Source organism: Streptomyces aurantiacus (assembly GCF_027107535.1).
In the GTDB taxonomy this organism is placed as follows: Bacteria; Actinomycetota; Actinomycetes; order Streptomycetales; family Streptomycetaceae; genus Streptomyces.
Window position 1 is genome coordinate 7,356,935 of record NZ_CP114283.1, and the last position, 22,016, is coordinate 7,378,950.

Here is a 22,016-nt window from a genome sequence, read left to right on the forward strand (position 1 = left end):
CATTGACACTCCCCCACTCTAATCGGGCCGCGTGAGACCTCTCCGTGCGACCCTGGCCTCATGGACGCTCCTCCTCTTGTGATCGTCGACGCCGCCAACGTGGTCGGGTCGGTGCCCGACGGCTGGTGGCGCGACCGCCGGGGCGCCGCGGAGCGGGTACGGGACCGGCTCGTCCCGTACGCCGCCGAAGGGCTCCCGGGCTTCCCGGGTCCCCTGGAACTGGTCCTCGTGGTCGAGGGGAGCGCCCGCGACGTGGCGTCCGTCCCGGGGGTGCGCGTCGACGCGGCGCCCGGCAGCGGTGACGACCGCATCGTGGAGCTGGTCGCCGAGCACCCGGACCGGGCGCGCCTCGTGGTCACGGCGGACCGTGAACTGCGGCGCCGGGTGGCGGAGTTGGGCGCCGAGGTCACGGGCCCGCGGACCGTCCGTCCGTAGCCCTCCGCCGTGAACGCGCGGGGAGAGAGCCGTCCGGCCCCGCAGCCCCCGGTGAACGGGGACGCACGGGGCCGGGCGATGACGCGGGTCGGCTATCGGGCGTCCGGTCCCGACGGCTTCGCGGCCTGGTCGGCGGCAGCAGCCTGGTCCCGTCCGAGACGGCTGTGCGTGCGGCCGTACACGAAGTAGACGAGGATGCCGAGCGCCATCCAGATGCCGAACCGCAGCCAGGTCTCGGCGGGCAGGTTCAGCATCAGCCACAGCGAGGCGAGGACGGACACGATCGGCAGGAACGGCACCAGCGGCGTGCGGAAGGAGCGGGGCAGCTCCGGCCGGGTGCGACGGAGGATGATCACGCCGATCGCGACGACGACGAAGGCGAACAGCGTGCCGATGTTCACCAGCTCGGCGAGCTCGCTGAGGCTGGTGAAGCCCGCGAGGATCGCGATGATCACGCCGAGCAGGATGGTCGGCCGGTGCGGGGTCTTGTACTTCGGGTGGACGCGCGAGAAGAAGCGCGGCAGCAGTCCGTCGCGGCTCATCGCGAAGAAGACCCGGGTCTGGCCGAGGAGCAGGATCATGCAGACGGTCGTCAGGCCGACGGCGGCGCCGAAGCTGATGAAGCCCGCGAACCAGGGATGTCCGGTGGCCTTGAACGCGTCGGCGAGCGGGGCGTCCACGGACAGCTTGCTGTAGTGCTGCATTCCGGTCACCACGATCGCCACCGCGACGTACAGCGTGGTGCAGATGACCAGCGAGCCGAGGATGCCCCGGGGCATGTCCCGCTGGGGGTTCTTGGTCTCCTCGGCGGCCGTGGCCACGACGTCGAAGCCGATGAAGGCGAAGAAGACGACGGAGGCGGCGGTGAAGATGCCCATCACTCCGAAGTTGGAGGGCGCCCAGCCGAACATCAGCTGGATGAGCGGGGAGTGGATCCCGCCGCCCGCGTCGACCTCCTGCGCCTTCGGGATGAACGGGTCGTAGTTGTCGCCCTTGATGAAGAAGGCACCGGCGATGATCACGACCAGGACGACGGTCACCTTGATGGCGACGACGACCGAGGTGACCCGCGCCGAGAGCTTCATGCCGAGCACGAGGATGCCGGTGAGCACCAGCACGAGGGCCGCGGCGAGGATGTCGAACCCGAAGCCGTCGGCCCCTTCTCTCCCGCTGAGCGCCGCCGGCAGCTGCCAGCCCGCGTTGTCCAGCAGCGAGGCGATGTAGCCGGACCAGCCGACCGCGACCACCGCGGTGCCCAGAGCGAACTCCAGCACGAGGTCCCAGCCGATGATCCAGGCGGGCAGCTCACCGAGCGAGGCGTACGAGAAGGTGTACGCGGAACCGGCCACCGGGACCGTCGAGGCGAACTCGGCGTAACAGAGCGCGGCGAGCGCGCAGACGACCCCGGCCACGACGAAGGCCAGGGCGACGGCAGGACCGGCGTTGTTCTTGGCGACCGTGCCGGTGAGGACGAAGATGCCGGTGCCGATGATGACGCCGACGCCGAAGACGGTCAGATCCAGGGCGGACAGGGATTTCTTGAGCGCGTGCTCCGGTTCCTCTGTGTCCTGGATGGACTGCTCGACCTTCTTCGTCCTGAAGAGGGTGCTGCTCACGGGCGTACCTCCCACGCTTGTCGTCCTCGACATGATCGAGAGGGGGCGTAGTCCGTATGCCCCGGCACGTGGGTTTTCACGCGAATGGGCCGGTCTCACCACCGTAAAGGGTGGGGAAACCGGCCCACTCGGCCGTGTCAGTCGCGGACGGACTCCGCCGGGGCGTGGGCCTGGTCGAACCGTCCGTCGAGCTTGGAGACGAGGCCGGTGACCTGCCGGGCGATGTCCGGTGCGGTCAGGCCGATCTCGGCCATGACCTCCTTGCGGGAGGCGTGGTCGAGGAAGCGCGGCGGGATGCCGAAGTCGCGCAGCGGGACGTCCACACCGGCGTCGCGCAGGGCCTGGGCGACCGCCGAACCGACACCGCCGACGCGGGAGTTGTCCTCGACGGTGACGACCACGCGGTGCTGCTCGGCGAGCGGGGCCATGGCCTCGTCGACGGGCTTGACCCAGCGGGGGTCGACGACGGTGGTGGTGATGCCCTGCTTGTCGAGGAGGCCGGCGATCTCCAGGCACATCGGCGCGAGGGCGCCGACCGAGACGAGGAGCACGTCCGGGACGTCGGTGCCGGGCTCCCGCAGGACGTCCATGCCGCCGACGCGGCCCACGGCGGGTACGGCGGGGCCGACGGCGCCCTTGGAGAAGCGCACCACGGTCGGCGCGTCCGTGACGTCGACGGCCTCGCGCAGCTGGGCGCGGACCTGGTCGGCGTCACGCGGCGCGGCCAGCCGCAGCCCCGGTACGACCTGGAGGATCGACATGTCCCACATGCCGTTGTGGGAGGCGCCGTCGGTGCCCGTGATGCCGGCCCGGTCGAGTACGAAGGTGACCCCGCACTTGTGCAGGGCCACGTCCATCAGGACCTGGTCGAAGGCGCGGTTGAGGAAGGTCGCGTAGACCGCGAAGACGGGGTGCAGGCCGCCGGTGGCGAGGCCCGCCGCCGACACCGCGCCGTGCTGCTCGGCGATCCCGACGTCGTACATGCGGTGCGGGAAGGCGTCCGCGAACTTCTTCAGGCCGACCGGCTGCAGCATCGCCGCCGTGATGGCGACGACGTCCTCCCGCTCGTTGCCGAGCTTGACCATCTCCTCGCCGAAGACGGAGGTCCAGTCGGCGCCCGAGGCCTTGATCGGCAGGCCCGTGTCGGGGTGGATGGGGCCGATGCCGTGGAAGCGGTCCGCCTCGTCCTGGAGGGCGGGCTGGTAGCCGCGGCCCTTCTCGGTGAGGCAGTGCACGATGACCGGGCCGCCGAAGCGCTTGGCGCGGGCCAGCGCGGATTCCAGGGCCTCGATGTCGTGGCCGTCGATCGGGCCGACGTACTTCAGACCGAGGTCCTCGAACATGCCCTGCGGGGCGATGAAGTCCTTGAGGCCCTTCTTCGCCCCGTGCAGGGTTTCGTAGAGGGGTCTGCCGACGACGGGCGTGCGCTCCAGGAGGTCCTTGCCGCGGGCCAGGAAGCGCTCGTAGCCGTCGGTGGTGCGCAGGGTCGCCAGGTGGTTGGCGAGGCCGCCGATGGTGGGGGCGTACGAACGCTCGTTGTCGTTGACGACGATGACGAGCGGGCGGTCCTTGGCGTCGGCGATGTTGTTGAGGGCCTCCCAGGCCATGCCGCCGGTGAGCGCCCCGTCGCCGATGACGGCGACCACGTGGTCGTCCTTGCGCAGGACCTCGTTGGCCTTGGCGAGGCCGTCGGCCCAGCCGAGGACCGTGGAGGCGTGCGAGTTCTCGATGACGTCGTGCTCGGACTCGGCCTGCGAGGGGTAGCCGGACAGGCCGCCCTTCATCTTCAGCTTCGAGAAGTCCTGGCGGCCCGTGAGCAGCTTGTGGACGTAGGACTGGTGTCCCGTGTCCCACAGGATGCGGTCCTTCGGGGACTCGAAGACCCGGTGCAGGGCGATGGTGAGCTCGACGACGCCGAGGTTGGGGCCGAGGTGGCCGCCGGTCTTGGAAACCGCGTCGACGAGGAAGGTCCTGACCTCCTCGGCGAGCTGGTCCAGCTGCTCCAGGCTGAGCCGGTCCAGATCGCGCGGTCCCTTGATGCGGGTCAGCAGCGGCACCCGTGCCTCCTTGCAGTAGAGCTGATCGAGCTTTGCCGGGCCTGTCGAGTCTAATGTTCCGCCTTTCACGGCGGCGCCCGGGCTGCGCGTCATACATCACGCGATCGGCCGTAGGACATCTCGCCCATGGCCCCTGCCGCCAAACGCGTACGGACGCACGAAAGTGCCCGACACCGCCATTGGTGTCGGGCACTTGTCCGAAGGGCCACGCCCCTGGGGGCGTGGCCCGTAAGGGGCGCGGGGAACTGCGCGACCAGCCACGACGGCCCCGCAGCACTTCATGACCGGCAAGCCCCGCGGTCCAGCCGCGCAACCGCGAAGCGTTATGCGCGCCCGGCGGTCTTCTGCGTCTTGCGGGTGACCGAGTCGATGACGACCGTGGCGAGAAGCACACCACCGGTGATCATGTACTGGACCGGCGTGGCGATGCCCTCGAGGGCCAGGCCGTACTGGATCGAGGTGATGACCATGACACCGAGCAGCGCGTTCCACGTGCGTCCGCGGCCACCGAAGAGGCTGGTTCCGCCGATGACCGCCGCCGCGATGACGTTCATGAGAAGGTCGCCCGCGCCGGCGCTCTGGTTGGCCGCGGCGATCTTCGAGGCCCAGAACAGACCACCGACGGCGGCGAAGAAGCCCGCCAGGGCGAAGACCGAGACCCGGACCGCGGTGACGTTGATGCCGGCACGACGGGACGCCTCGACGCTGCCGCCGAGCGCGAAGATCTTGCGGCCGTAGCCCGTGCGGCGCAGCACGAAGTCGGTCACGACCAGGACCAGGACGAACAGCAGCAGCGCCAGCGGGAGGCCCTTGTACTGGTTGAACATGATCGCTGCGGCGAACGCGACGATCGCGAGCAGGGCCGTGCGCAGGATCAGGTCGCCGAGCGGCCGGGACGGGATGCCCGCGGCCTCGCGGCGGCGGCTGTCCAGGAAGCTGGTGACGAAGAAGAGCACCACGGCGACGGTCGCGAGGCCGTAGGCGGCGGCGACGTCCGAGAAGTAGTACGTGGTCAGCTTGCCGACCACGCCGTCGCCGTCGATGTTGATGGTGCCGTTCTCGCCCAGGATCTGGAGCATGAAGCCGAGCCAGAACAGCAGGCCGGCCAGGGTGACCGCGAACGCGGGTGCACCGATCCTGGCGAAGAAGAAGCCGTGCAGCGCACCGATGAGCGCGCCGCTCGCGAGGGCGACGAGGACGGCCAGCCACTCGTTCACGCCGTGGGTGACGCTGAGCACGGCGGTGATGGCACCGGCCACACCGCTGACCGAGCCGACCGACAGGTCGATCTCGCCGAGCAGCAGCACGAAGATGATGCCGACGGACATCATGCCGGTGGCGACCATCGCGACGGCGATGTTGTTGAGGTTCTCGGCGGAGAGGAAGGCCGAGTTCAGGCTCTGGAAGATGATGCAGATGATGATCAGGCCGATGACGACCGGGACGGATCCCAGGTCGCCGGCCCGCATCTTGCGCTTGAACTCGCCGACGTAGCCGGCCAGGCCCTGCTCGCGCACGAGCAGCCGGGGGTCGACCACGGTCACCGCGTCGGCGGCGGCCTCGGGGTTCGCGACGACGTGCTCGTCCTTCGTGACGGAGGTCTTGTCGGTGCTCACTTCTGAGCCTCCCCGTTGCTGCGCGCCGCACGACGGGTCACGGCGTTGTCCGTGGCGCCGGTGATGGCGGAGATGATCTCTTCCTGTGAGGTGGCCTTGACCTCGAAGACGCCGTTGTTGCGGCCGAGCCGGAGCACGGCCACCTTGTCGGCGACGGCCTTCACGTCGGCCATGTTGTGGCTGATGAGGAGGACGGCGTGGCCGCGCTCGCGCAGCCGCTCGACCAGGTCGAGGACCTGGGCGGTCTGCTCGACACCGAGGGCCGCGGTGGGCTCGTCGAGGATGACCAGCTTGGGCTCACCGAGCATGGAGCGGGCGATGGCCACGGTCTGGCGCTGACCGCCGGACAGCGAGGCGATCGGGATGCGCACGCTGGGGATGCGGATCGACAGCGTCTGGAGCAGTTCGCGCGAGCGTCGCTCCATCTCGACCTCGTCCAGGATGCCGCGCTTCTTCAGCTCGCGTCCCAGGTAGAGGTTGCCGACGACGTCGATGTTGTCGCACAGCGCAAGGTCCTGGTAGACGGTCGCGACTCCCAGGCTCTGGGCGTCGTGCGGCTTGTTGATCTGGACGGCCTTGCCGTCCCATTCGATGACACCCTCATCGATGGGGTGCACGCCGGCGATCGTTTTGACCAGCGTGGACTTTCCGGCGCCGTTGTCGCCGACCAGGGCGACCACCTCGCCGGCGTGGACCTCGAGCTCTACGTCGGTGAGCGCCTGAACGGCACCGAACCGCTTCGAGACCCCGCGCAACGCCAGAACAGGCGTAGCGGACACGTGAACCATCTCCTTCGCCGCCTGACCCGGCGGGAGGTTGTGCAGAAGAGTTTGGGGGATGAAGCGTTCCGTCCGGCGCCCCGCCCTAGCTTGCGGGGCTGGTGGTTGCGGGGCGCCGGATGGGCTTCGAGTACGACCGTCCCTCGTGTGCGTCACGCCCCGTACGGGAATCCAGTGGCGCGCATTCCCGTACGGGGTGAGGGACTTGCCGGTACCTACTTCAGGCCGGCCTTGTCACAGGCGGCCTTGAACTTGGCGGTGCAGATCTCGTTGACGGTGTAGATGCCGTCCTTGATGACGGTGTCGTTGATGTTGTCCTTGGTCAGCGAGATGACCGGGACGAGCACCGACGGGACGCCCTTGGTGGTGGGGCTGTCGACCGAGTCCTTGGCGATGGAGTCGAGCTTCTCGCCCTTGGCGAGGGCGACGGCCATCTCCGCGGCGACGTCCGCCTCCTGCGGGTAGGGCTTGTAGACGCTCATGAACTGCTCGCCCGAGACGATGCGCTGCACGCCCGCGAGCTCGGCGTCCTGGCCGGTGACCGGCGGGAGCGGGGAGACACCCGCGGCCTTCAGGGCGGTGATGATGCCGCCCGCCATGCCGTCGTTGGCGGAGTAGACGCCGACGATCTTGTCCTTGCCGATCGAGGAGATCGCGCCTTCCATGTTGGCGTTGGCGTTCTCCGGCTTCCACTCCTTGGTGTCGTACGACTTCGCGATGTCGACCTTGCCCTCGAGCTCGGACAGCGCACCCTTCTTGAAGAGGGCGGCGTTCGGGTCGGTGACCGCGCCGTTCATCATGACGATCTTCGCGGAGGGCTTGGCCTTGTCGCCCAGGGCCTCCAGGAGTGCCTTGCCCTGGACGCGGCCGACCTCTTCGTTGTCGAAGGAGGTGTAGGCGTCGATCGGGCCCTCGGCCAGACGGTCGTACGCGACGACGGGGATGCCGGCGTCCTTGGCCTTCTTGACGCCGTTGGCGATGGCCTTGGAGTCCACCGCGTCCACGATCAGCACGTCCACCTTGTTGGTGATCATCGTGTCGACCTGCTGGGACTGCGTGGTGGCGTCCTGCTTGGCGTTGGCGTAGACGACCTCGCCCTTGCCGTTCGTGAGCTCCTTGACCTTCTTCTCGATCAAGGGCTTGTCGAACTTCTCGTACCGCGCGGTCTGGTTCTCCGGAAGGAGGAGGCCGACCTTGATGTCGTCACCCTTGGCGGCGGACTTGGTGGAGTCGCTCTTGTCGCCGGACTCCTCGGCGCTGCCACAGGCAGCAAGCGAGACGGCCATCGCACCAGCGACAACGGCAAAGGCGGCGCGACGCATACGCGTGTTCACTTCAGAAACCTCCCTGACGAGGCCGCGACGTTGCGGCCGAGGTGGCTGGAAGTCAACTCGGCCGCAAGTGCGACGTCAAGAAGTAAATCCTTAACGAGATGGCAACGGTGCCATCCGTTCTCTAAGTGAAGGCAGGCGTGGCAGCAGTGAGCGATCCGTCCAAAAGGGTTGAATCGCCCATCTCGCTGAGTGCGAGGGCGAGTGCCCCGAGGACCTCCGCCCGACCGCCAAGTGCCCCTGGCAGAACGGATAGTTGACGCGCCGCACTGGGGATCGCATAGCGGCCGACAGACTCCCTTATGGGTCCTAGTACGAGCTCTCCGGCCTCGGCGAGATCACCGCCGAGCACCACACGGCTCGGGTTGAGCAAGTTGCAGAGATTGGCCACTCCACTGCCGATGTGTCGGCCGACGTCGGCGATCACCCGACGGCAGCCAGGGTCTCCGTCCCGTGCCAGCCGTACGACACCTTCCATGGTCAGGTCCGTACCGTGGCTGGACTGGAGGAGCGGCAGCACATAGCGCGCCGCCGCGAAGGTCTCCAGACAGCCCCGGTTGCCGCAGCGACAGACGGGGCCGGACTCGTCAAGAGTAATATGCCCGATTTCTCCCGCTGTGCCACCCGGGCCGCGGTAGATCTTGCCGCTGATCACGAGTCCGGCGCCGACACCGCTCGCGACCTTGATGTACGCCAGGTCGCGCACGCCCCGGCCGCTCCCCCAGACGAGTTCACCGAGGGCTCCCAGGTTGGCGTCGTTGTCCACGTGCACCGGCACGCCGAGCCGCCCGCCCAGCTCCTCGGCGGGCTTGGTGCCGGTCCAGCCCGGCAGGATCGCGGTGGAGCCGAGCGTCCCGGACTCCACGTCGATCGGCCCGGGCACGCCGAGGCCCACCCCCGCGATCTTCGTACGGTCCACGCCGGTGGCCGCGATCAGGCGGCTGACCAGCTGTTCCGCCCGGTCGAAGCCCTGTGCGGCGGACGCGTCCACGTCGAGCGGCTCGGATTCCTCGGCGAGCACCTGGTGCGCCAGGTTCCCGACCGCGACCCGTAGATGCGTATGGCCGAAGTCGACCCCGATCACGATGCCGGCGTCACCGCTGAGGCTGACGCTGCGGGCCCTTCGGCCGCCTGCCGAGGTGGGTGTGACCTCGACCGTTCCGCCGTCCTTCAGCTCGCGCACGATGTTGGAGACCGTGGCCGCGGACAGCCCCGTCGTCCTCGCGATCTCCGCCTGCGTGAGCGATCCGGCCAGGCGCACCGCGCGTACGACCCGTTCGAGATTGGCTCGGTGCAGCGACGACTGCGACCCCGGAGTCTCCACGACGACCTCCTGCGTACGGGGTCGCCTCGGTGAGACCCCGTCTATGTCCAACTAGTGAACTCTAAGCTGAGCCGTTTGGGTTGCCTCCCGTCAAGAGGTTGAGCAAGAGAGGGGCCTGCCGACGCCCGCACACACCAGGGTGGCCCCGGCTCCAATCCGGGACCACCCTCGCAAACCGAACCGACGGCCGAACCGTTACTTGAGCGCGCCCGCCGTCAGTCCCTGCACGACCTGGCGCTGGAAGACGATGTACGCGGCGAGCACCGGAAGCATGGCCATCACGAGGCCGGCGAAGAGGCCGGACCAGTCACCCTTGTAGCCCTGGCTGACGGCCAGCTGGACGAGTCCCTGGGTGAGGACCTTGTTGTCCGGTTCGGTGTTGAGCACCGTCGGCAGCATGTACTGGTTCCACTGCCCCAGGAAGTTGAAGATGGTGATGCTGATCAGGCCGGGCTTGGCCATCGGCAGCATGACCTGGAAGAACGTCCTGGTGTGCGACGCGCCGTCCACGAAGGCCGCCTCGGCCACCGAGGTCGGCAGCGTGCGGAAGAAGGACGTCATGAAGAACACGGTGAACGGCAACGAGTAGCCGATGTAGACCAGGATCAGGCCGGGCAGCGTGTTCAGCAGCGCGAGGTTCTGCATGACGTAGAAGAGCGGGACCAGCGCCAGGATGATCGGGAAGCTCATCCCTCCGATGAACAGGAAGTAGATGAAACGGTTCCCGGGGAACTCGAAGCGCGCGAGGACGTACGCGGCCATGGAGCCCAGCAGCATGGTGCCGAGGAGCGAGAACCCCACCACGATGATCGTGTTGAGGAAGTAGTCGCTCATGTTCGCCTCGGTCCAGGCGCGCGACCAGTTGTCGAAGTGGAGCGAGTCGGGCAGCGCCCACGGCGAACTGAAGATGTCCTTGTCCGTCTTGAACGAGGTCATCACCGCCCAGAGCAGCGGCAGCACGACCATGAACGCCCAGAGGACGAGGAAGCCGTGCGAGAAGATGTTGAGGGTCCTGCCGGTGGCCTTCTCCCGCGGCGCGGACACGGACACCGACTTGGTGACGGGCGCCCTCTCCCCGGTGGTCTCGGCGGGGGGAGGCGTGTCGGTCGTCTTCACTCGTGGCCTCCTCGCGGCTCGGTGAGCTCGGTCTGCATCAGTACTCCAGCCGCTCGCGCCGGCCCAGCTTCATCACGACCGCCACGAACAGCAGCGTCACGACGAGCAGGGCGACACCGATCGTCGTCGCGTAGGCGGCCTGACCGTCGCGGAACGCCTTCTGGTAGACGTACAGCGGCAGGACGGTCGTCGAGTAGTCGGGACCGCCGCCGTTCGGGCCCACGGTCATGATCTGCACGACCGCGAAGGACTCGGCACCGAGCGCCAGGATGCCCACGTAGGCCCAGCCGGACTGCACGGTGTCCCAGAGCAGCGGCAGGGTGATCTTGAAGAACGTCGTGACGCGGTTCGCGCCGTCCAGCAGCGCGGCCTCGTAGTAGTCCTTGGGAATGGAGGCCATTCCCGCGGAGAAGAGCACCACGAAGAATCCGACGGTGCACCAGACGAGGACCGCGAAGACGCACCACAGGGCGAGGTCGGGGTCACCGAGCCAGTCCGGCTGGACGCTGTCCAGACCCACCGCCTTCAAAGCGGAGTTGATCGCACCGCTGTTGGGGTTGTAGGCGAACTGGAACAGCAGGGCGACGATCGCGATCGACAGCACCTGGGGAAAGAAGTAGACCACCTTGTAGAAGGACGAGCCGCGGACTCCGGAGATGGCGGCATTCTTCCGGCGCATTCCGCCGACATTGAGCATGAAGGCGAAGAAGAGCGCCATGGTGAGTGTCACCAACGGCAGCAGCAGGACGAACAGCACGCTGTGCTGCAACGACTTCCAGAAGACCTCGTCGTCGAGCATTCGCGTGTAGTTCTTGAAGCCCACCATCTTGAACTCGGGGCTCAGACCGCTCCAGTCCGTGAACGAATAGTAGATGGACTGGACGAAGGGCCAGATCACGAAGAGGCCGTAAATGGCCAGGGGGGCCGTCAAGAACCCCACGATGAAACGGTATTTGCCGTGTTGCATTCCTACCGACCCGATCTTCCCGCGAGGGCTGCCGTCGACGCCGCACATCCAGGTCCTGTCCCCCCGGTCCTCGCGGATCGGCGTGCGGCGTCCGGTGCGGCGCATCGGCGTGCGGCCGCATCGCCCTCGCATGGGACGTACTCGGGTGATGCGGCCGTGCGGCGAGGTGCCGTGCCAGACGTCGTGCGCCCCCGAAGACCGGGGAGACAGTGCCTGGAGCCGGGGCCCCGGTCACCGCCCGGGGCCCCGGCCGCGCTCACTGGTGCTTGTAGTGCTGGATGTTGTCGTCCTTGGCCGCCTCGTCGGCGTATCCCTGGATCTTCTTGATGGCCTCGACCGGCGTGAGCCGCCCCGCCATCATCTCGCCGAGGCCGCCGACGCCGATCTTCTCCTTCTGCAACGCCACGTACCAGTCCTGGATACGCGGGTTGACCACGTTGTCGCCGGCCTTCTCCAGGGCCGCGACACCGGACTTCAGACCCGGCGTCAGCTCGATGCCGTCGGTGCCGCCGTTGAACGCGGTCAGCGACTTGACGGACGCGGTGAAGTTCTTCGACGAGGCCTCACTGAGCATGATGCGCAGCTGCTCCATGCCGCCGTCGGTGTTCTTGGCCTTGGCGGGCACGATGAAGGGCTCGCCGCCCGACGCCCAGATGGTGCCGAAGGGCATCTTGTCCGAGCCGTCGATGCCGCTGGGCGCGTTCACCGCGAGGTCGAAGTCCTTCGGCATCGTCTTCGCCGCCTCGTTCTCCACCCAGGAGCCGTTCGGGATGAAGAGCGCCTTGCCCTCGGTCCAGGCCGTCTGGGACTGGATGTGGTCCAGACCCGGGGTGCCCTTGAGGATGTAGCCCTTCTTGTAGAGCTCGTAGTACGCCTCGAAGCAGGTCTTGACGGCAGGGTGCTTCCAGGCGTTCGGCTCCAGGTTGTCGATGGCGTCGAGAACCTCGCGGCCGCCGACCTTGGCGATCATCGGATAGAGCGAGAAGGGGATGTAGTACGGGTGCTTGCCCGCGTACGTCCAGCCCGCGATGTCCTTCTTCTTCGCCTTCGCGCAGACCGCGAGCATGTCGTCCCAGGTCTCCGGGTACGTCGCGTCTAGGGACTCCAGCGCCTTCTGGGAGTACCACACGCCGTAGACGGTGTACGCGTAGTACATGATCCAGACCGGGTCGCCGTCGAACTGGCCCATCTCGACGATGCCGGGGCGCAGGGTGTCCCGGACCTTCTTGCCCGGGTCGTCGACGGACGGCGCGTCCAGCAGCGGGGTGAGGTCCGAGAGCTGCTTCTTGCCGACGAGGACGCCCATGTCCATCTGCTCGGCACCCGAGTTGTCGATCAGGTCCGGCGGGGTTCCCTGGTTGAAGCGCGGCTGCAGGACCGACTGGATCTTCTGGGTGGAGGAGAACTTGACCTTGGCCTTGGGGAAGTTCTTCTCGTAGACCGCCTTGGCGTCCTCGGCGTACTTGGTGCCGAAACCGCCGTCGAAGATGACGATCTCCAGCGGAGCGCTCTCGTTGACCGCGAGCGGGTTCTCCTTGCTCTTCTTTCCCTTCTCGACCTTGTCCTCGCTGCCGCTGTCGCCGCTTGCGCACGCCGACAGGAAACTCATCGTGGGTACGGAAATCAGACCGAGCGCGGCGGACCGCTTGATCAGGTCTCGGCGGCCGACACCCTCGCGGTTGTTGTGGGCGGAAGTGGATCCCATGCTCAAGTCCTCGCCTTCATCAGGACTCAGGCGGTGAACCGGACCCTCCCCGGCACCGCGATTGGTACTGCATTACCCGGGGGAAACCCCCGGCCCCCGGCGGGAAATCAGGTCGGACAGGTTGCCCGGCGCTTCCGCGAGGGGACGTCAGTAGAGCTGGATCGTGCGTGGAATACCGGGTTCCGCGGGAATGCGCGGCTGTCGCTCGTCGCCGCACCCCCTCGTCTCCCCGGGCCGTGTCTGTCCACGACCGGTCGAACGACTGGGCGGACGCCGACAGGTATAGTCCACTTCCCGCCAGCGGAGCAAGATCGAATGCACAGTTGGCCGACACTCTTTCCCGAAGTGAGACCTCGCGGAAATATGAACTGCCCGCAGGCCCGCCGCACAGCGAGCACTCAGGGAACGATCAGCGCCCGAACAGGAAGCCGACAGGTGGACCCCCGGACGGACCATTCGGGCAGCTGTCGCGATTACCCCCGTACGCCACGTCCAACACCCTTGACATCGCTGGACACTTGACTCCCTACTGGACCTTGCGCAGCGAAGCTGACAACGTTGTCCAGGCGCACGTGACAGGGAGGGTGCTGGCGCATGCACCACAGATCTCGGCAAGGGTCTCTGCACAGATCTCGGCTCAGACGGCACGGATGGGGTTCCACGGCGGTTCTCGGAGCGGCCACCTTCGCACTGGTGGTGGCCTCGCAGGGCGCCGCCGTAGCCCGTCCAGGTGAAGCGGCGGCTGCGGAGCGGGAGTTCGGTTCCTCCTTCGAGGCGGGTGATCCCGCACCCGACTGGCTCAACACGGTCGACACCTCGCCCGACGGCACGAAGCGGTCGTCGGGTGTCGACGGCGGCTACAGCACCGGCATCCCGGGCAACGTGACCGACCATGTCACCGACGTCCGCGCGAGCGGCGAGAACCCCGGCGGGGGCGAGGTGAAGGAGAACCTCGTCGACGTGGAACCCAGCACGAAGTGGCTGACCTTCGCGCCCACCGGCTGGGTGGAGTTCGAGCTGGACGCCCCGGTCGAGCTGGTCACGTACGCGCTCACGTCCGCCAACGACCACGACGAGCGCGACCCGGCCGACTGGACCCTCCAGGGCTCCACGGACGGCAAGGACTGGAAGACCCTCGACAGCCGTACCGGCCAGACCTTCGGCGAGCGGTTCCAGACGAAGTCGTACCAGCTCGCGGAGCCGGCGCAGTACCGGCACTTCCGGCTCGACATCACCAGGAACAACGGCGGGGCCGGCGCCACGCAGCTCGGCGACGTCCAGTTCTCCACGGGTGGCGACGAGGCCCCCACGCCCAAGGACATGATCTCCCTCGTGGACCGCGGCCCGAGCGGCTCCCCGACCGCGAAGGCGGGCGCGGGCTTCACCGGCAAGCGGGCCCTGCGGTACGCGGGCACGCACAAGACCGACGGCCGCGCCTACTCGTACAACAAGGTCTTCGACGTGAACGTGGCCGTGGGCCGCGACACCGAGCTGGCCTACCGGATCTTTCCGTCGATGGCGGACGGCGACCTGGACTACGACGCCACCAACGTGTCGGTGGACCTGGCCTTCACGGACGGCACCCACCTGAGCGACCTGCGCGCCCAGGACCAGCACGGGTTCGCGCTGACGCCCCAGGGGCAGGGCGCGTCGAAGGTGCTGTACGTCAACCAGTGGAACAACGTCGTCTCGCGGATCGGCTCGGTCGCGGCCGGCCGGACGGTCGACCGGATCCTGGTCGCGTACGACTCACCGAAGGGCCCGGCGAAGTTCCGCGGCTGGCTGGACGACGTGAGCCTGAGGGTCGAGAAGCCCGAGAAGCCCAAGGCGCATCTCTCGGACTACGCGTCGACGACACGCGGCACCAACTCCAGCGGGGGCTTCTCCCGCGGGAACAACTTCCCGGCGACGGCCGTGCCGCACGGCTTCAACTTCTGGACGCCGGTGACGAACGCGGGTTCGCTCAGCTGGCTGTACGACTACGCGCGCGCCAACAACGCGGACAACCTGCCCACCATCCAGGCGTTCAGCGCCAGCCACGAGCCCAGCCCCTGGATGGGGGACCGGCAGACCTTCCAGGTGATGCCGTCGGCCGCCGCCGGCACACCGGCGACTGGCCGCACCGCCCGCGCGCTGCCCTTCAGGCACGAGAACGAGACGGCGCGCCCGTACTACTACGGGGTGCGGTTCGAGAACGGGCTGAGGACGGAGATGACGCCGACGGACCACGCGGCGGCCCTGCGGTTCACCTACCCCGGTGACGAGGCGAGTGTCCTCTTCGACAACGTCACGGACCAGGCGGGTCTCACCCTCGACAAGGAGAGCGGGACGTTCACCGGCTACTCGGACGTGAAGTCCGGCCTGTCGACGGGCGCGACCCGGCTCTTCGTGTACGGGGTGTTCGACGCGCCGGTCGTCGAGGGGGACTCCTCCGGTGTGAAGGGGCATCTGCGGTTCGACGCGGGTGAGGACCGCACGGTCACGCTCCGCATCGCCACGTCCCTGATCAGCGTCGACCAGGCCAAGGACAACCTCCGTCAGGAGATCCCGGACGGCACGTCCTTCGACACGGTCAGGTCGCGCGCCCAGAAGCAGTGGGACAGGATCCTCGGCAAGGTCGAGGTCGAGGGCGCGACGCCGGACCAGCTCACGACCCTGTACTCCAGCCTGTACCGGCTGTACCTGTACCCCAACTCCGGTTTCGAGAAGGTCGGTTCGAAGTACCAGTACGCCTCGCCGTTCTCGCCGATGCCCGGCCCGGACACGCCGACGCACACCGGCGCGAAGATCGTCGACGGCAAGGTGTACGTCAACAACGGATTCTGGGACACCTACCGGACGACCTGGCCCGCCTACTCACTGCTGACGCCCGGTCAGGCGGGTGAGATGGCCGACGGGTTCGTGCAGCAGTACAAGGACGGCGGCTGGACGTCGCGCTGGTCCTCGCCCGGCTACGCGGACCTGATGACCGGCACCTCGTCGGACGTGGCGTTCGCCGACGCGTACGTGAAGGGCGTCGACTTCGACGCGAAGTCGGCGTACGACGCGGCGGTCAAGAACGCGACCGTCGTGCCGCCCTCGGCCGGCGTCGGCCGCAAGGGGATGGCGACCTCGCCCTTCATCGGCTACACGAGCACCGAGACGCACGAGGGCCTGTCGTGGGCGCTGGAGGGCTACCTCAACGACTTCGGCATCTCGAAGATGGGACGGGCCCTCTACAAGAAGACGGGAGACAAGCGCTACAAGGAGGAGTCGGAGTACTTCCTCAACCGCGCCCAGGACTACGTGAAGCTGTTCGACGACAAGGCGGGCTTCTTCCAGGGCCGTGACCTCAAGGGCGACTGGCGCGTCGGGTCGTCCGAGTTCGACCCGCGGGTGTGGGGTCACGACTACACCGAGACGAACGGCTGGGGCTACGCCTTCACCGCGCCCCAGGACTCGCGCGGCCTCGCCAACCTGTACGGCGGGCGTTCCGGGCTCGCGAAGAAGCTCGACACGTACTTCGCGACCCCCGAGACCGCCTCGCCCGACTTCGTCGGCTCGTACGGGAGCGTCATCCACGAGATGACCGAGGCGCGTGACGTGCGGATGGGCATGTACGGGCACTCCAACCAGGTGGCCCACCACGTGAACTACATGTACGACGCGGCCGGTCAGCCCTGGAAGACGCAGAAGAACGTGCGGGAGGTGCTCTCCCGCCTCTACACGGGCAGCGAGATCGGGCAGGGCTACCACGGCGACGAGGACAACGGCGAGCAGTCGGCCTGGTACCTCTTCTCCTCGCTCGGCTTCTATCCCCTGGTGATGGGAAGCGGCGAATACGCCGTCGGCTCACCGCTGTTCACCAAGGCGACCGTGCACCTGGAGAACGGCCGGGAGCTGGTGGTGAAGGCTCCGAAGAACAGCGCGAAGAACGTGTACGTGCAGGGGCTCAGGGTCAACGGCAAGGCGTGGAAGTCGACTTCACTCCCCCACTCGATCGTCTCCCGGGGTGGCGTGCTGGAGTTCGACATGGGGTCGAAGCCGTCCTCGTGGGGCACCGGGAAGAACGCGGCGCCCCCGTCGATCACGCAGGACGACAAGGTGCCGTCGCCGCGCGCCGACGTCGTCAAGGGTGAGGGGGCGCTGTTCGACGACACGTCGGCGACGAACGCGGCCGTCGCGTCCGCGGATCTGCCGACCGCCGGCCGGGTGGAGGCCGTCCAGTACACGCTGACGTCGTCCGACCGTGCCAAGGCTCCGAAGGGCTGGGTGCTGCAGGGCTCGTCCGACGGCTCCACGTGGAAGGACCTCGACAAGCGGTCCGGCGAGTCGTTCACCTGGGACCGGCAGACGCGGGCGTTCTCGGTCGCGGCGCCCGGGGCGTACACGAAGTACCGCCTGGTCCTGGACGGTGAGGCCACGCTGGCGGAGGTGGAACTGCTGGCCTGACGCCCGGCCGCGCAAGGAGGCGCCCGGCGCGGCACACGGCACCGGTCACGACAGGACGGTGACCGGTGCCGTGCCGCCGGGACGGCTGCCTCTCCACAACGGTGTCGTGACTGCGCGGCCACCCCGGGCCGCGTTCCGCCCGGGCAGGCCTCCCCCTGGCCTGCCCGGCTCGCGGACCCGGTGGCGCGCAGCCACCGGGTCCGCCCTGAGCGGTGGGGGGCTCAGGCTCGTCGGGTCAGGGCGTCCGGGTCCGGGCGCCTGGGGCCCGTCGGCTCGGCTCAGCCCGGCCGGCAGGGGAGGGCGGTCGCCGTATCACCTCCGGACCCCTGGACGACGTACCCGAACGTGGTGCTCTTTCCCGGATCGAGCGACCCGTTCCAGTTGGCGTTGTGGACCATCACGTTCTGGCCGGTGTAGGTGGCGTTGCCGCTCCAGAGACTGGCGACCGACTGACCGCCCGGCAGTGTCCAGTCGACCATCCAGCCGAGCAGCGGCACCTCGCCGGAGTTGGTGACCGTCACCTCGGACTGGTAGCCGCCGGACCAGGTGCCCGTCGTCCGGCGGGTGGCGGAGCAGGCACCGGGTACCGGCTCGCTCGGGTTGCCCGGCTCGTGGATGCCCGTCACCTCCCCGTTGCCGCCGTCGAAGACGATGTCGGAGCAGGAGTAGAAGGTCTCCGCGCTGTCGGAGCGCTGCCAGACCATGTAGATCAGGTGGCGGCCCGACTTGCCGGCGGGGAGTTTGCCGGACCAGGAGTAGTTGGCCTCGACCGAGCCCGGCGATCCGTTGAGCGCCGGGTGGTCGACGCTCAGGAACGGCCGCTCCTCCAGGTCGTTCCAGGTGAGCGTCCTGGTCGGGTCGAAGCCGTCCTTGGTGACGTAGACGTAGAACCAACCGGGGTGTGCGGCCCAGGCGTTGTACGAGAAGTCGACCGTCGCGCCCGAGGTCAGATGGGTCAACGGCCAGTCGGCGCTGGGGGTGTTGAAGCCGGTGAAGTTGGTGTTGCCGCCGCTGCACAGCTCGCCGTCGGGTACGAAGCCGCGGGTACGGCCGGCCCCGTCGGAACGGAGTACCGAGAACCAGTTGTAGAACGGGGTCGTGCCGCTGGTCTGCTGTGCCTTCTTGCAGGCCGGGTTGATCGGCTTGATCTCACCGGTGTCGGTGAGTCCGTCCTGCCAGCACAGGAAGGTGCGGCTGCCGGGCTTCATGGGGGTGCCGTGGGCTTCCGCCTCGCCACCCGCCGAGACGACCAGGCCGAGAGCCGGGAACGTGACGACCAGGGCCAGCAGGATGAGGAGGAAGGCTCTGCCGCGGGCGGGAAGCGGTAATCGCCGTGGGGGGCGGGGAGTTGATGAAGTTGTCAGGATCATGACAGGTCTGTCCGTCCCTTCGTTCACGCGCGGTGTGGGGTGCGTGTGCGGATGCGCGAGGTGGGAGCGCGCCCGGGGCGGGTTCCGGTCCACCAAATGTGGGAGCGCTCCCACCCCACGTGCTTTCGAAGCTAGCGCGGACCGGTACAGCTGTAAACGTCTGGCGCGCGGGGGTCGCCTCCGGGTGGGGGCGGCGGGCGCGGTGACGGGGTGGCCGAAGCGGCCTGCGGTCGCCGACGGCAAGGGGCCGCACCCCCGTTCGGGAATGCGGCCCCTCGACTGCCGTGCCGTAGCGCCTGCCTGTGCGCCTACTTGCGGATCAGGCTGCGCAGGACGTACTGCATGATGCCGCCGTTGCGGTAGTAGTCCGCCTCGCCGGGGGTGTCGATGCGGACGACCGCGTCGAACTCGACGCCGGTGTCCGTGGTGACCTTGACCGTGCGCGGGGTGGTGCCGTTGTTCAGCTCCTCGACGCCGGTGAAGGAGAAGGTCTCCTCGCCGGTGAGGCCGAGGGAGGCGGCCGTGGCACCCTCCGGGAACTGGAGCGGGAGAACGCCCATGCCGATGAGGTTCGAGCGGTGGATGCGCTCGTACGACTCGGCGATGACGGCCTTGACGCCGAGGAGCGCGGTGCCCTTGGCGGCCCAGTCGCGGGACGAGCCGGAGCCGTACTCCTTGCCGGCCAGGATGGCCAGCGGGGTGCCCTGCTCGATGTAGTTGCGCGAGGCGTCGTAGATGAACGACACCGGCGCGTCCGGCTGGGTGAAGTCGCGGGTGTAGCCGCCCTCGGTGCCCGGCGCGATCTGGTTGCGCAGGCGGATGTTGGCGAACGTGCCGCGGATCATGACCTCGTGGTTGCCTCGGCGCGAGCCGTAGCTGTTGAAGTCACGACGCTCCACACCGTGCTCGGTGAGGTACTTGCCGGCCGGGGTGTCGGCCTTGATCGCGCCGGCCGGGGAGATGTGGTCGGTGGTGACCGAGTCGCCCAGCTTGGCCAGTACGCGCGCGCCGGTGATGTCGGAGACCGGGGTGGTCTCCATCGTCATGCCCTCGAAGTACGGGGGCTTGCGCACGTAGGTCGACTGGGCGTCCCACTCGAAGGTGTTGCCGGTCGGGATCGGCAGCGCCTGCCACTGGGCGTCGCCCGCGAAGACGTCCTGGTAGGACTTGTTGAACATGTCCTCGCCGATGGCGTTCGCCACGACGTCGTTGACCTCGGCCTCGGTCGGCCAGATGTCTTCCAGGAAGACGGGCTTGCCGTCCTGGTCGACGCCGAGCGCGTCCTTGGTGATGTCCACCTTCATCGAGCCCGCGAGGGCGTACGCGACGACCAGCGGCGGGGAGGCCAGGTAGTTCATCTTGACGTCGGGGTTGATCCGGCCCTCGAAGTTGCGGTTGCCGGAGAGCACCGAGGTCACGGCCAGGTCGTGGTCGTTGACGGCCTTGGAGACCTCCTCCGGCAGCGGGCCGGAGTTGCCGATGCAGGTGGTGCAGCCGTAGCCGACGAGGTTGAAGCCGACCTTGTCGAGGTAGGGGGTGAGCCCCGCCTTGTCGAAGTAGTCGGTGACGACCTTGGAGCCCGGGGCGAGGGTGGTCTTGACCCACGGCTTGCGGGTCAGGCCCCTCTCCACGGCCTTCTTCGCGACGAGCGCGGCGGCGACCATGACGTACGGGTTCGAGGTGTTGGTGCAGGAGGTGATGGCCGCGACCGTCACCGCACCGTGGTCGATCTCGTAGGTCGAGCCGTCGGGGGCGGTCACCGTGACCGGGTTGGACGGGGCGCCGTTCAGGGCGACGGCCGGGGAGTCGGAGGCCGGGAAGGACTCCTTGCCGGCCTCGTCCACGTCGTCGACGTAGTTGCGGACGTCCGTCTTGAACTGCTCGGCGGCGTTCGCGAGGACGATGCGGTCCTGCGGGCGCTTCGGGCCGGCGATGGAGGGGACGACCGTCGAGAGGTCGAGCTCCAGCTTCTCGGAGAAGTCGGGCTCGGCGGCCGGGTCGAGCCAGAGGCCCTGCTCCTTGGCGTACGCCTCGACGAGCGCGACCTGCTGGGCGTCACGGCCGGTCAGGCGCAGGTACTTCAGGGTCTCGTCGTCGATCGGGAAGATCGCGGCGGTGGAGCCGAACTCCGGCGACATGTTGCCGATGGTGGCGCGGTTGGCCAGCGAGGTGGCGGCCACACCCTCGCCGTAGAACTCGACGAACTTGCCGACGACGCCGTGCTTGCGGAGCATCTCGGTGATGGTGAGCACGAGGTCGGTGGCGGTGGTGCCGGCCGGCAGCTCACCGGTCAGCTTGAAGCCGACGACGCGCGGGATGAGCATCGAGACCGGCTGGCCGAGCATCGCGGCCTCGGCCTCGATGCCGCCGACGCCCCAGCCGAGCACACCGAGGCCGTTGACCATGGTGGTGTGCGAGTCGGTGCCGACGAGGGTGTCGGGGTACGCCTGGCCGCCCCGGACCATGACGGTACGGGCCAGGTGCTCGATGTTCACCTGGTGGACGATGCCGGTGCCCGGCGGGACGACCTTGAAGTCGTCGAACGCGGTCTGGCCCCAGCGCAGGAACTGGTAGCGCTCCTTGTTGCGGCCGTACTCCAGCTCGACGTTCTGCGCGAAGGCGTCGCTGGTGCCGAACTTGTCGGCGATGACGGAGTGGTCGATGACCAGCTCGGCCGGGGAGAGCGGGTTGACCTTCGCCGGGTCGCCGCCGAGCTCCTTGACGGCCTCACGCATGGTGGCGAGGTCCACGACACAGGGCACACCCGTGAAGTCCTGCATGATCACGCGGGCGGGCGTGAACTGGATCTCCTGGCTGGGCTGGGCCTGGGAGTCCCAGTTGCCGATGGACCGGATGTGGTCGGCGGTGATGTTCGCGCCGTCCTCGGTCCGGAGCAGGTTCTCCAGCAGCACCTTCAGGCTGTACGGAAGGCGGGCCGAGCCTTCCACCTTGTCCAGCCGGAAGATCTCGTACGACTCGTCGCCCACGCTGAGCGTGCTACGGGCGTCGAAGCTGTTCGCCGACACGACAGTCTCCTTCATTCATGTGCGCGTACCACCGCATCCTGCCGCCACGCCCTCTTGGCCGATCCGCTAAGGTGAAGCTAAGTTAGGTAACCCTTACCGGTCCCGGGCGGCTGCGGCACACCTCGGCAGATATCTCGATGTCGAGATAACTCTAGTACATGACCGCTGGGCGGTCATGCCCCGAGGGTGTGTCCTGTCACGCATCGGGGCCGGGCGGACCCGTTCCCCTCCAGGACGAATGCT

The 22,016-nt window shown here is 68.1% G+C and carries 13 protein-coding genes; 2 read left to right on the forward strand and 11 right to left on the reverse strand.

The window, feature by feature from the left end; all coding sequences use genetic code 11:
* Window positions 1–60 precede the first annotated feature (60 nt).
* Complete coding sequence (locus O1Q96_RS34585; protein ID WP_269251912.1) at window positions 61–435, forward strand: PIN domain-containing protein; 375 nt, start codon at window positions 61–63, stop codon at window positions 433–435.
* A gap of 92 nt (window positions 436–527) precedes the next feature.
* Here O1Q96_RS34585 and O1Q96_RS34590 read toward each other — a convergent pair whose 3' ends face one another.
* From O1Q96_RS34590 to ngcE, 9 genes are all read right to left on the reverse strand, one after another.
* On the reverse strand, window positions 528–2,051 hold the full coding sequence (locus tag O1Q96_RS34590; protein WP_269251913.1) for an amino acid permease: 1,524 nt from the start codon (window positions 2,049–2,051) through the stop codon (window positions 528–530).
* Between the two features lie 137 nt (window positions 2,052–2,188).
* Complete coding sequence (gene dxs / locus O1Q96_RS34595) at window positions 2,189–4,108, reverse strand: 1-deoxy-D-xylulose-5-phosphate synthase (protein ID WP_269251914.1); 1,920 nt, start codon at window positions 4,106–4,108, stop codon at window positions 2,189–2,191.
* A gap of 323 nt (window positions 4,109–4,431) precedes the next feature.
* The gene (locus O1Q96_RS34600; RefSeq protein WP_269251915.1) at window positions 4,432–5,724 is read right to left on the reverse strand and encodes a sugar ABC transporter permease; all 1,293 of its coding nucleotides are present in this window, start codon (window positions 5,722–5,724) and stop codon (window positions 4,432–4,434) included.
* On the reverse strand, window positions 5,721–6,512 hold the full coding sequence (locus O1Q96_RS34605) for an ATP-binding cassette domain-containing protein (RefSeq protein ID WP_269251916.1): 792 nt from the start codon (window positions 6,510–6,512) through the stop codon (window positions 5,721–5,723). Before O1Q96_RS34605 ends, O1Q96_RS34600 begins: the two co-directional genes overlap by 4 nt.
* 206 nt (window positions 6,513–6,718) lie before the next feature.
* Window positions 6,719–7,825, reverse strand: coding sequence for a sugar ABC transporter substrate-binding protein (locus O1Q96_RS34610; protein ID WP_269253850.1), 1,107 nt, complete (start codon window positions 7,823–7,825; stop codon window positions 6,719–6,721).
* Between the two features lie 133 nt (window positions 7,826–7,958).
* On the reverse strand, window positions 7,959–9,158 hold the full coding sequence (locus O1Q96_RS34615) for an ROK family transcriptional regulator (protein WP_217453928.1): 1,200 nt from the start codon (window positions 9,156–9,158) through the stop codon (window positions 7,959–7,961).
* A 195-nt stretch (window positions 9,159–9,353) separates the two neighbouring features.
* Window positions 9,354–10,274 carry a carbohydrate ABC transporter permease gene (locus O1Q96_RS34620; RefSeq protein WP_269251917.1) on the reverse strand — a complete coding sequence of 307 codons (921 nt, stop codon included), beginning with the start codon at window positions 10,272–10,274 and terminating at the stop codon, window positions 9,354–9,356.
* Between the two features lie 37 nt (window positions 10,275–10,311).
* Window positions 10,312–11,241 carry a carbohydrate ABC transporter permease gene (locus O1Q96_RS34625; protein WP_217453930.1) on the reverse strand — a complete coding sequence of 310 codons (930 nt, stop codon included), beginning with the start codon at window positions 11,239–11,241 and terminating at the stop codon, window positions 10,312–10,314.
* Window positions 11,242–11,497: 256 nt separating this feature from the next.
* Window positions 11,498–12,946, reverse strand: coding sequence for an N-acetylglucosamine/diacetylchitobiose ABC transporter substrate-binding protein (gene ngcE / locus O1Q96_RS34630; RefSeq protein WP_269251918.1), 1,449 nt, complete (start codon window positions 12,944–12,946; stop codon window positions 11,498–11,500).
* 594 nt (window positions 12,947–13,540) lie between these two features.
* Here ngcE and O1Q96_RS34635 point away from each other — a divergent pair.
* On the forward strand, window positions 13,541–17,377 hold the full coding sequence (locus O1Q96_RS34635; RefSeq protein ID WP_419586997.1) for a GH92 family glycosyl hydrolase: 3,837 nt from the start codon (window positions 13,541–13,543) through the stop codon (window positions 17,375–17,377).
* A 278-nt stretch (window positions 17,378–17,655) separates the two neighbouring features.
* Here O1Q96_RS34635 and O1Q96_RS34640 read toward each other — a convergent pair whose 3' ends face one another.
* Together O1Q96_RS34640 and acnA are read right to left on the reverse strand one after the other, a co-directional pair.
* Window positions 17,656–18,747 carry a lytic polysaccharide monooxygenase auxiliary activity family 9 protein gene (locus tag O1Q96_RS34640; protein ID WP_269251919.1) on the reverse strand — a complete coding sequence of 364 codons (1,092 nt, stop codon included), beginning with the start codon at window positions 18,745–18,747 and terminating at the stop codon, window positions 17,656–17,658.
* Window positions 18,748–19,055: 308 nt separating this feature from the next.
* Window positions 19,056–21,773, reverse strand: coding sequence for an aconitate hydratase AcnA (gene acnA / locus O1Q96_RS34645; protein ID WP_269251920.1), 2,718 nt, complete (start codon window positions 21,771–21,773; stop codon window positions 19,056–19,058).
* Window positions 21,774–22,016: the final 243 nt, after the last annotated feature.

Coding starts and splice junctions, on each gene's coding strand:
- O1Q96_RS34625 (WP_217453930.1), bottom strand. CDS start 11,241: ATGCAACACGGCAAATACCGTTTCATCGTGGGGTTCTTGACGGCCCCC.
- O1Q96_RS34585 (WP_269251912.1), top strand. CDS start 61: ATGGACGCTCCTCCTCTTGTGATCGTCGACGCCGCCAACGTGGTCGGG.
- O1Q96_RS34610 (WP_269253850.1), bottom strand. CDS start 7,825: ATGCGTCGCGCCGCCTTTGCCGTTGTCGCTGGTGCGATGGCCGTCTCG.
- O1Q96_RS34640 (WP_269251919.1), bottom strand. CDS start 18,747: ATGATCCTGACAACTTCATCAACTCCCCGCCCCCCACGGCGATTACCG.
- O1Q96_RS34605 (WP_269251916.1), bottom strand. CDS start 6,512: ATGGTTCACGTGTCCGCTACGCCTGTTCTGGCGTTGCGCGGGGTCTCG.
- O1Q96_RS34635 (WP_419586997.1), top strand. CDS start 13,541: ATGCACCACAGATCTCGGCAAGGGTCTCTGCACAGATCTCGGCTCAGA.
- ngcE (WP_269251918.1), bottom strand. CDS start 12,946: ATGGGATCCACTTCCGCCCACAACAACCGCGAGGGTGTCGGCCGCCGA.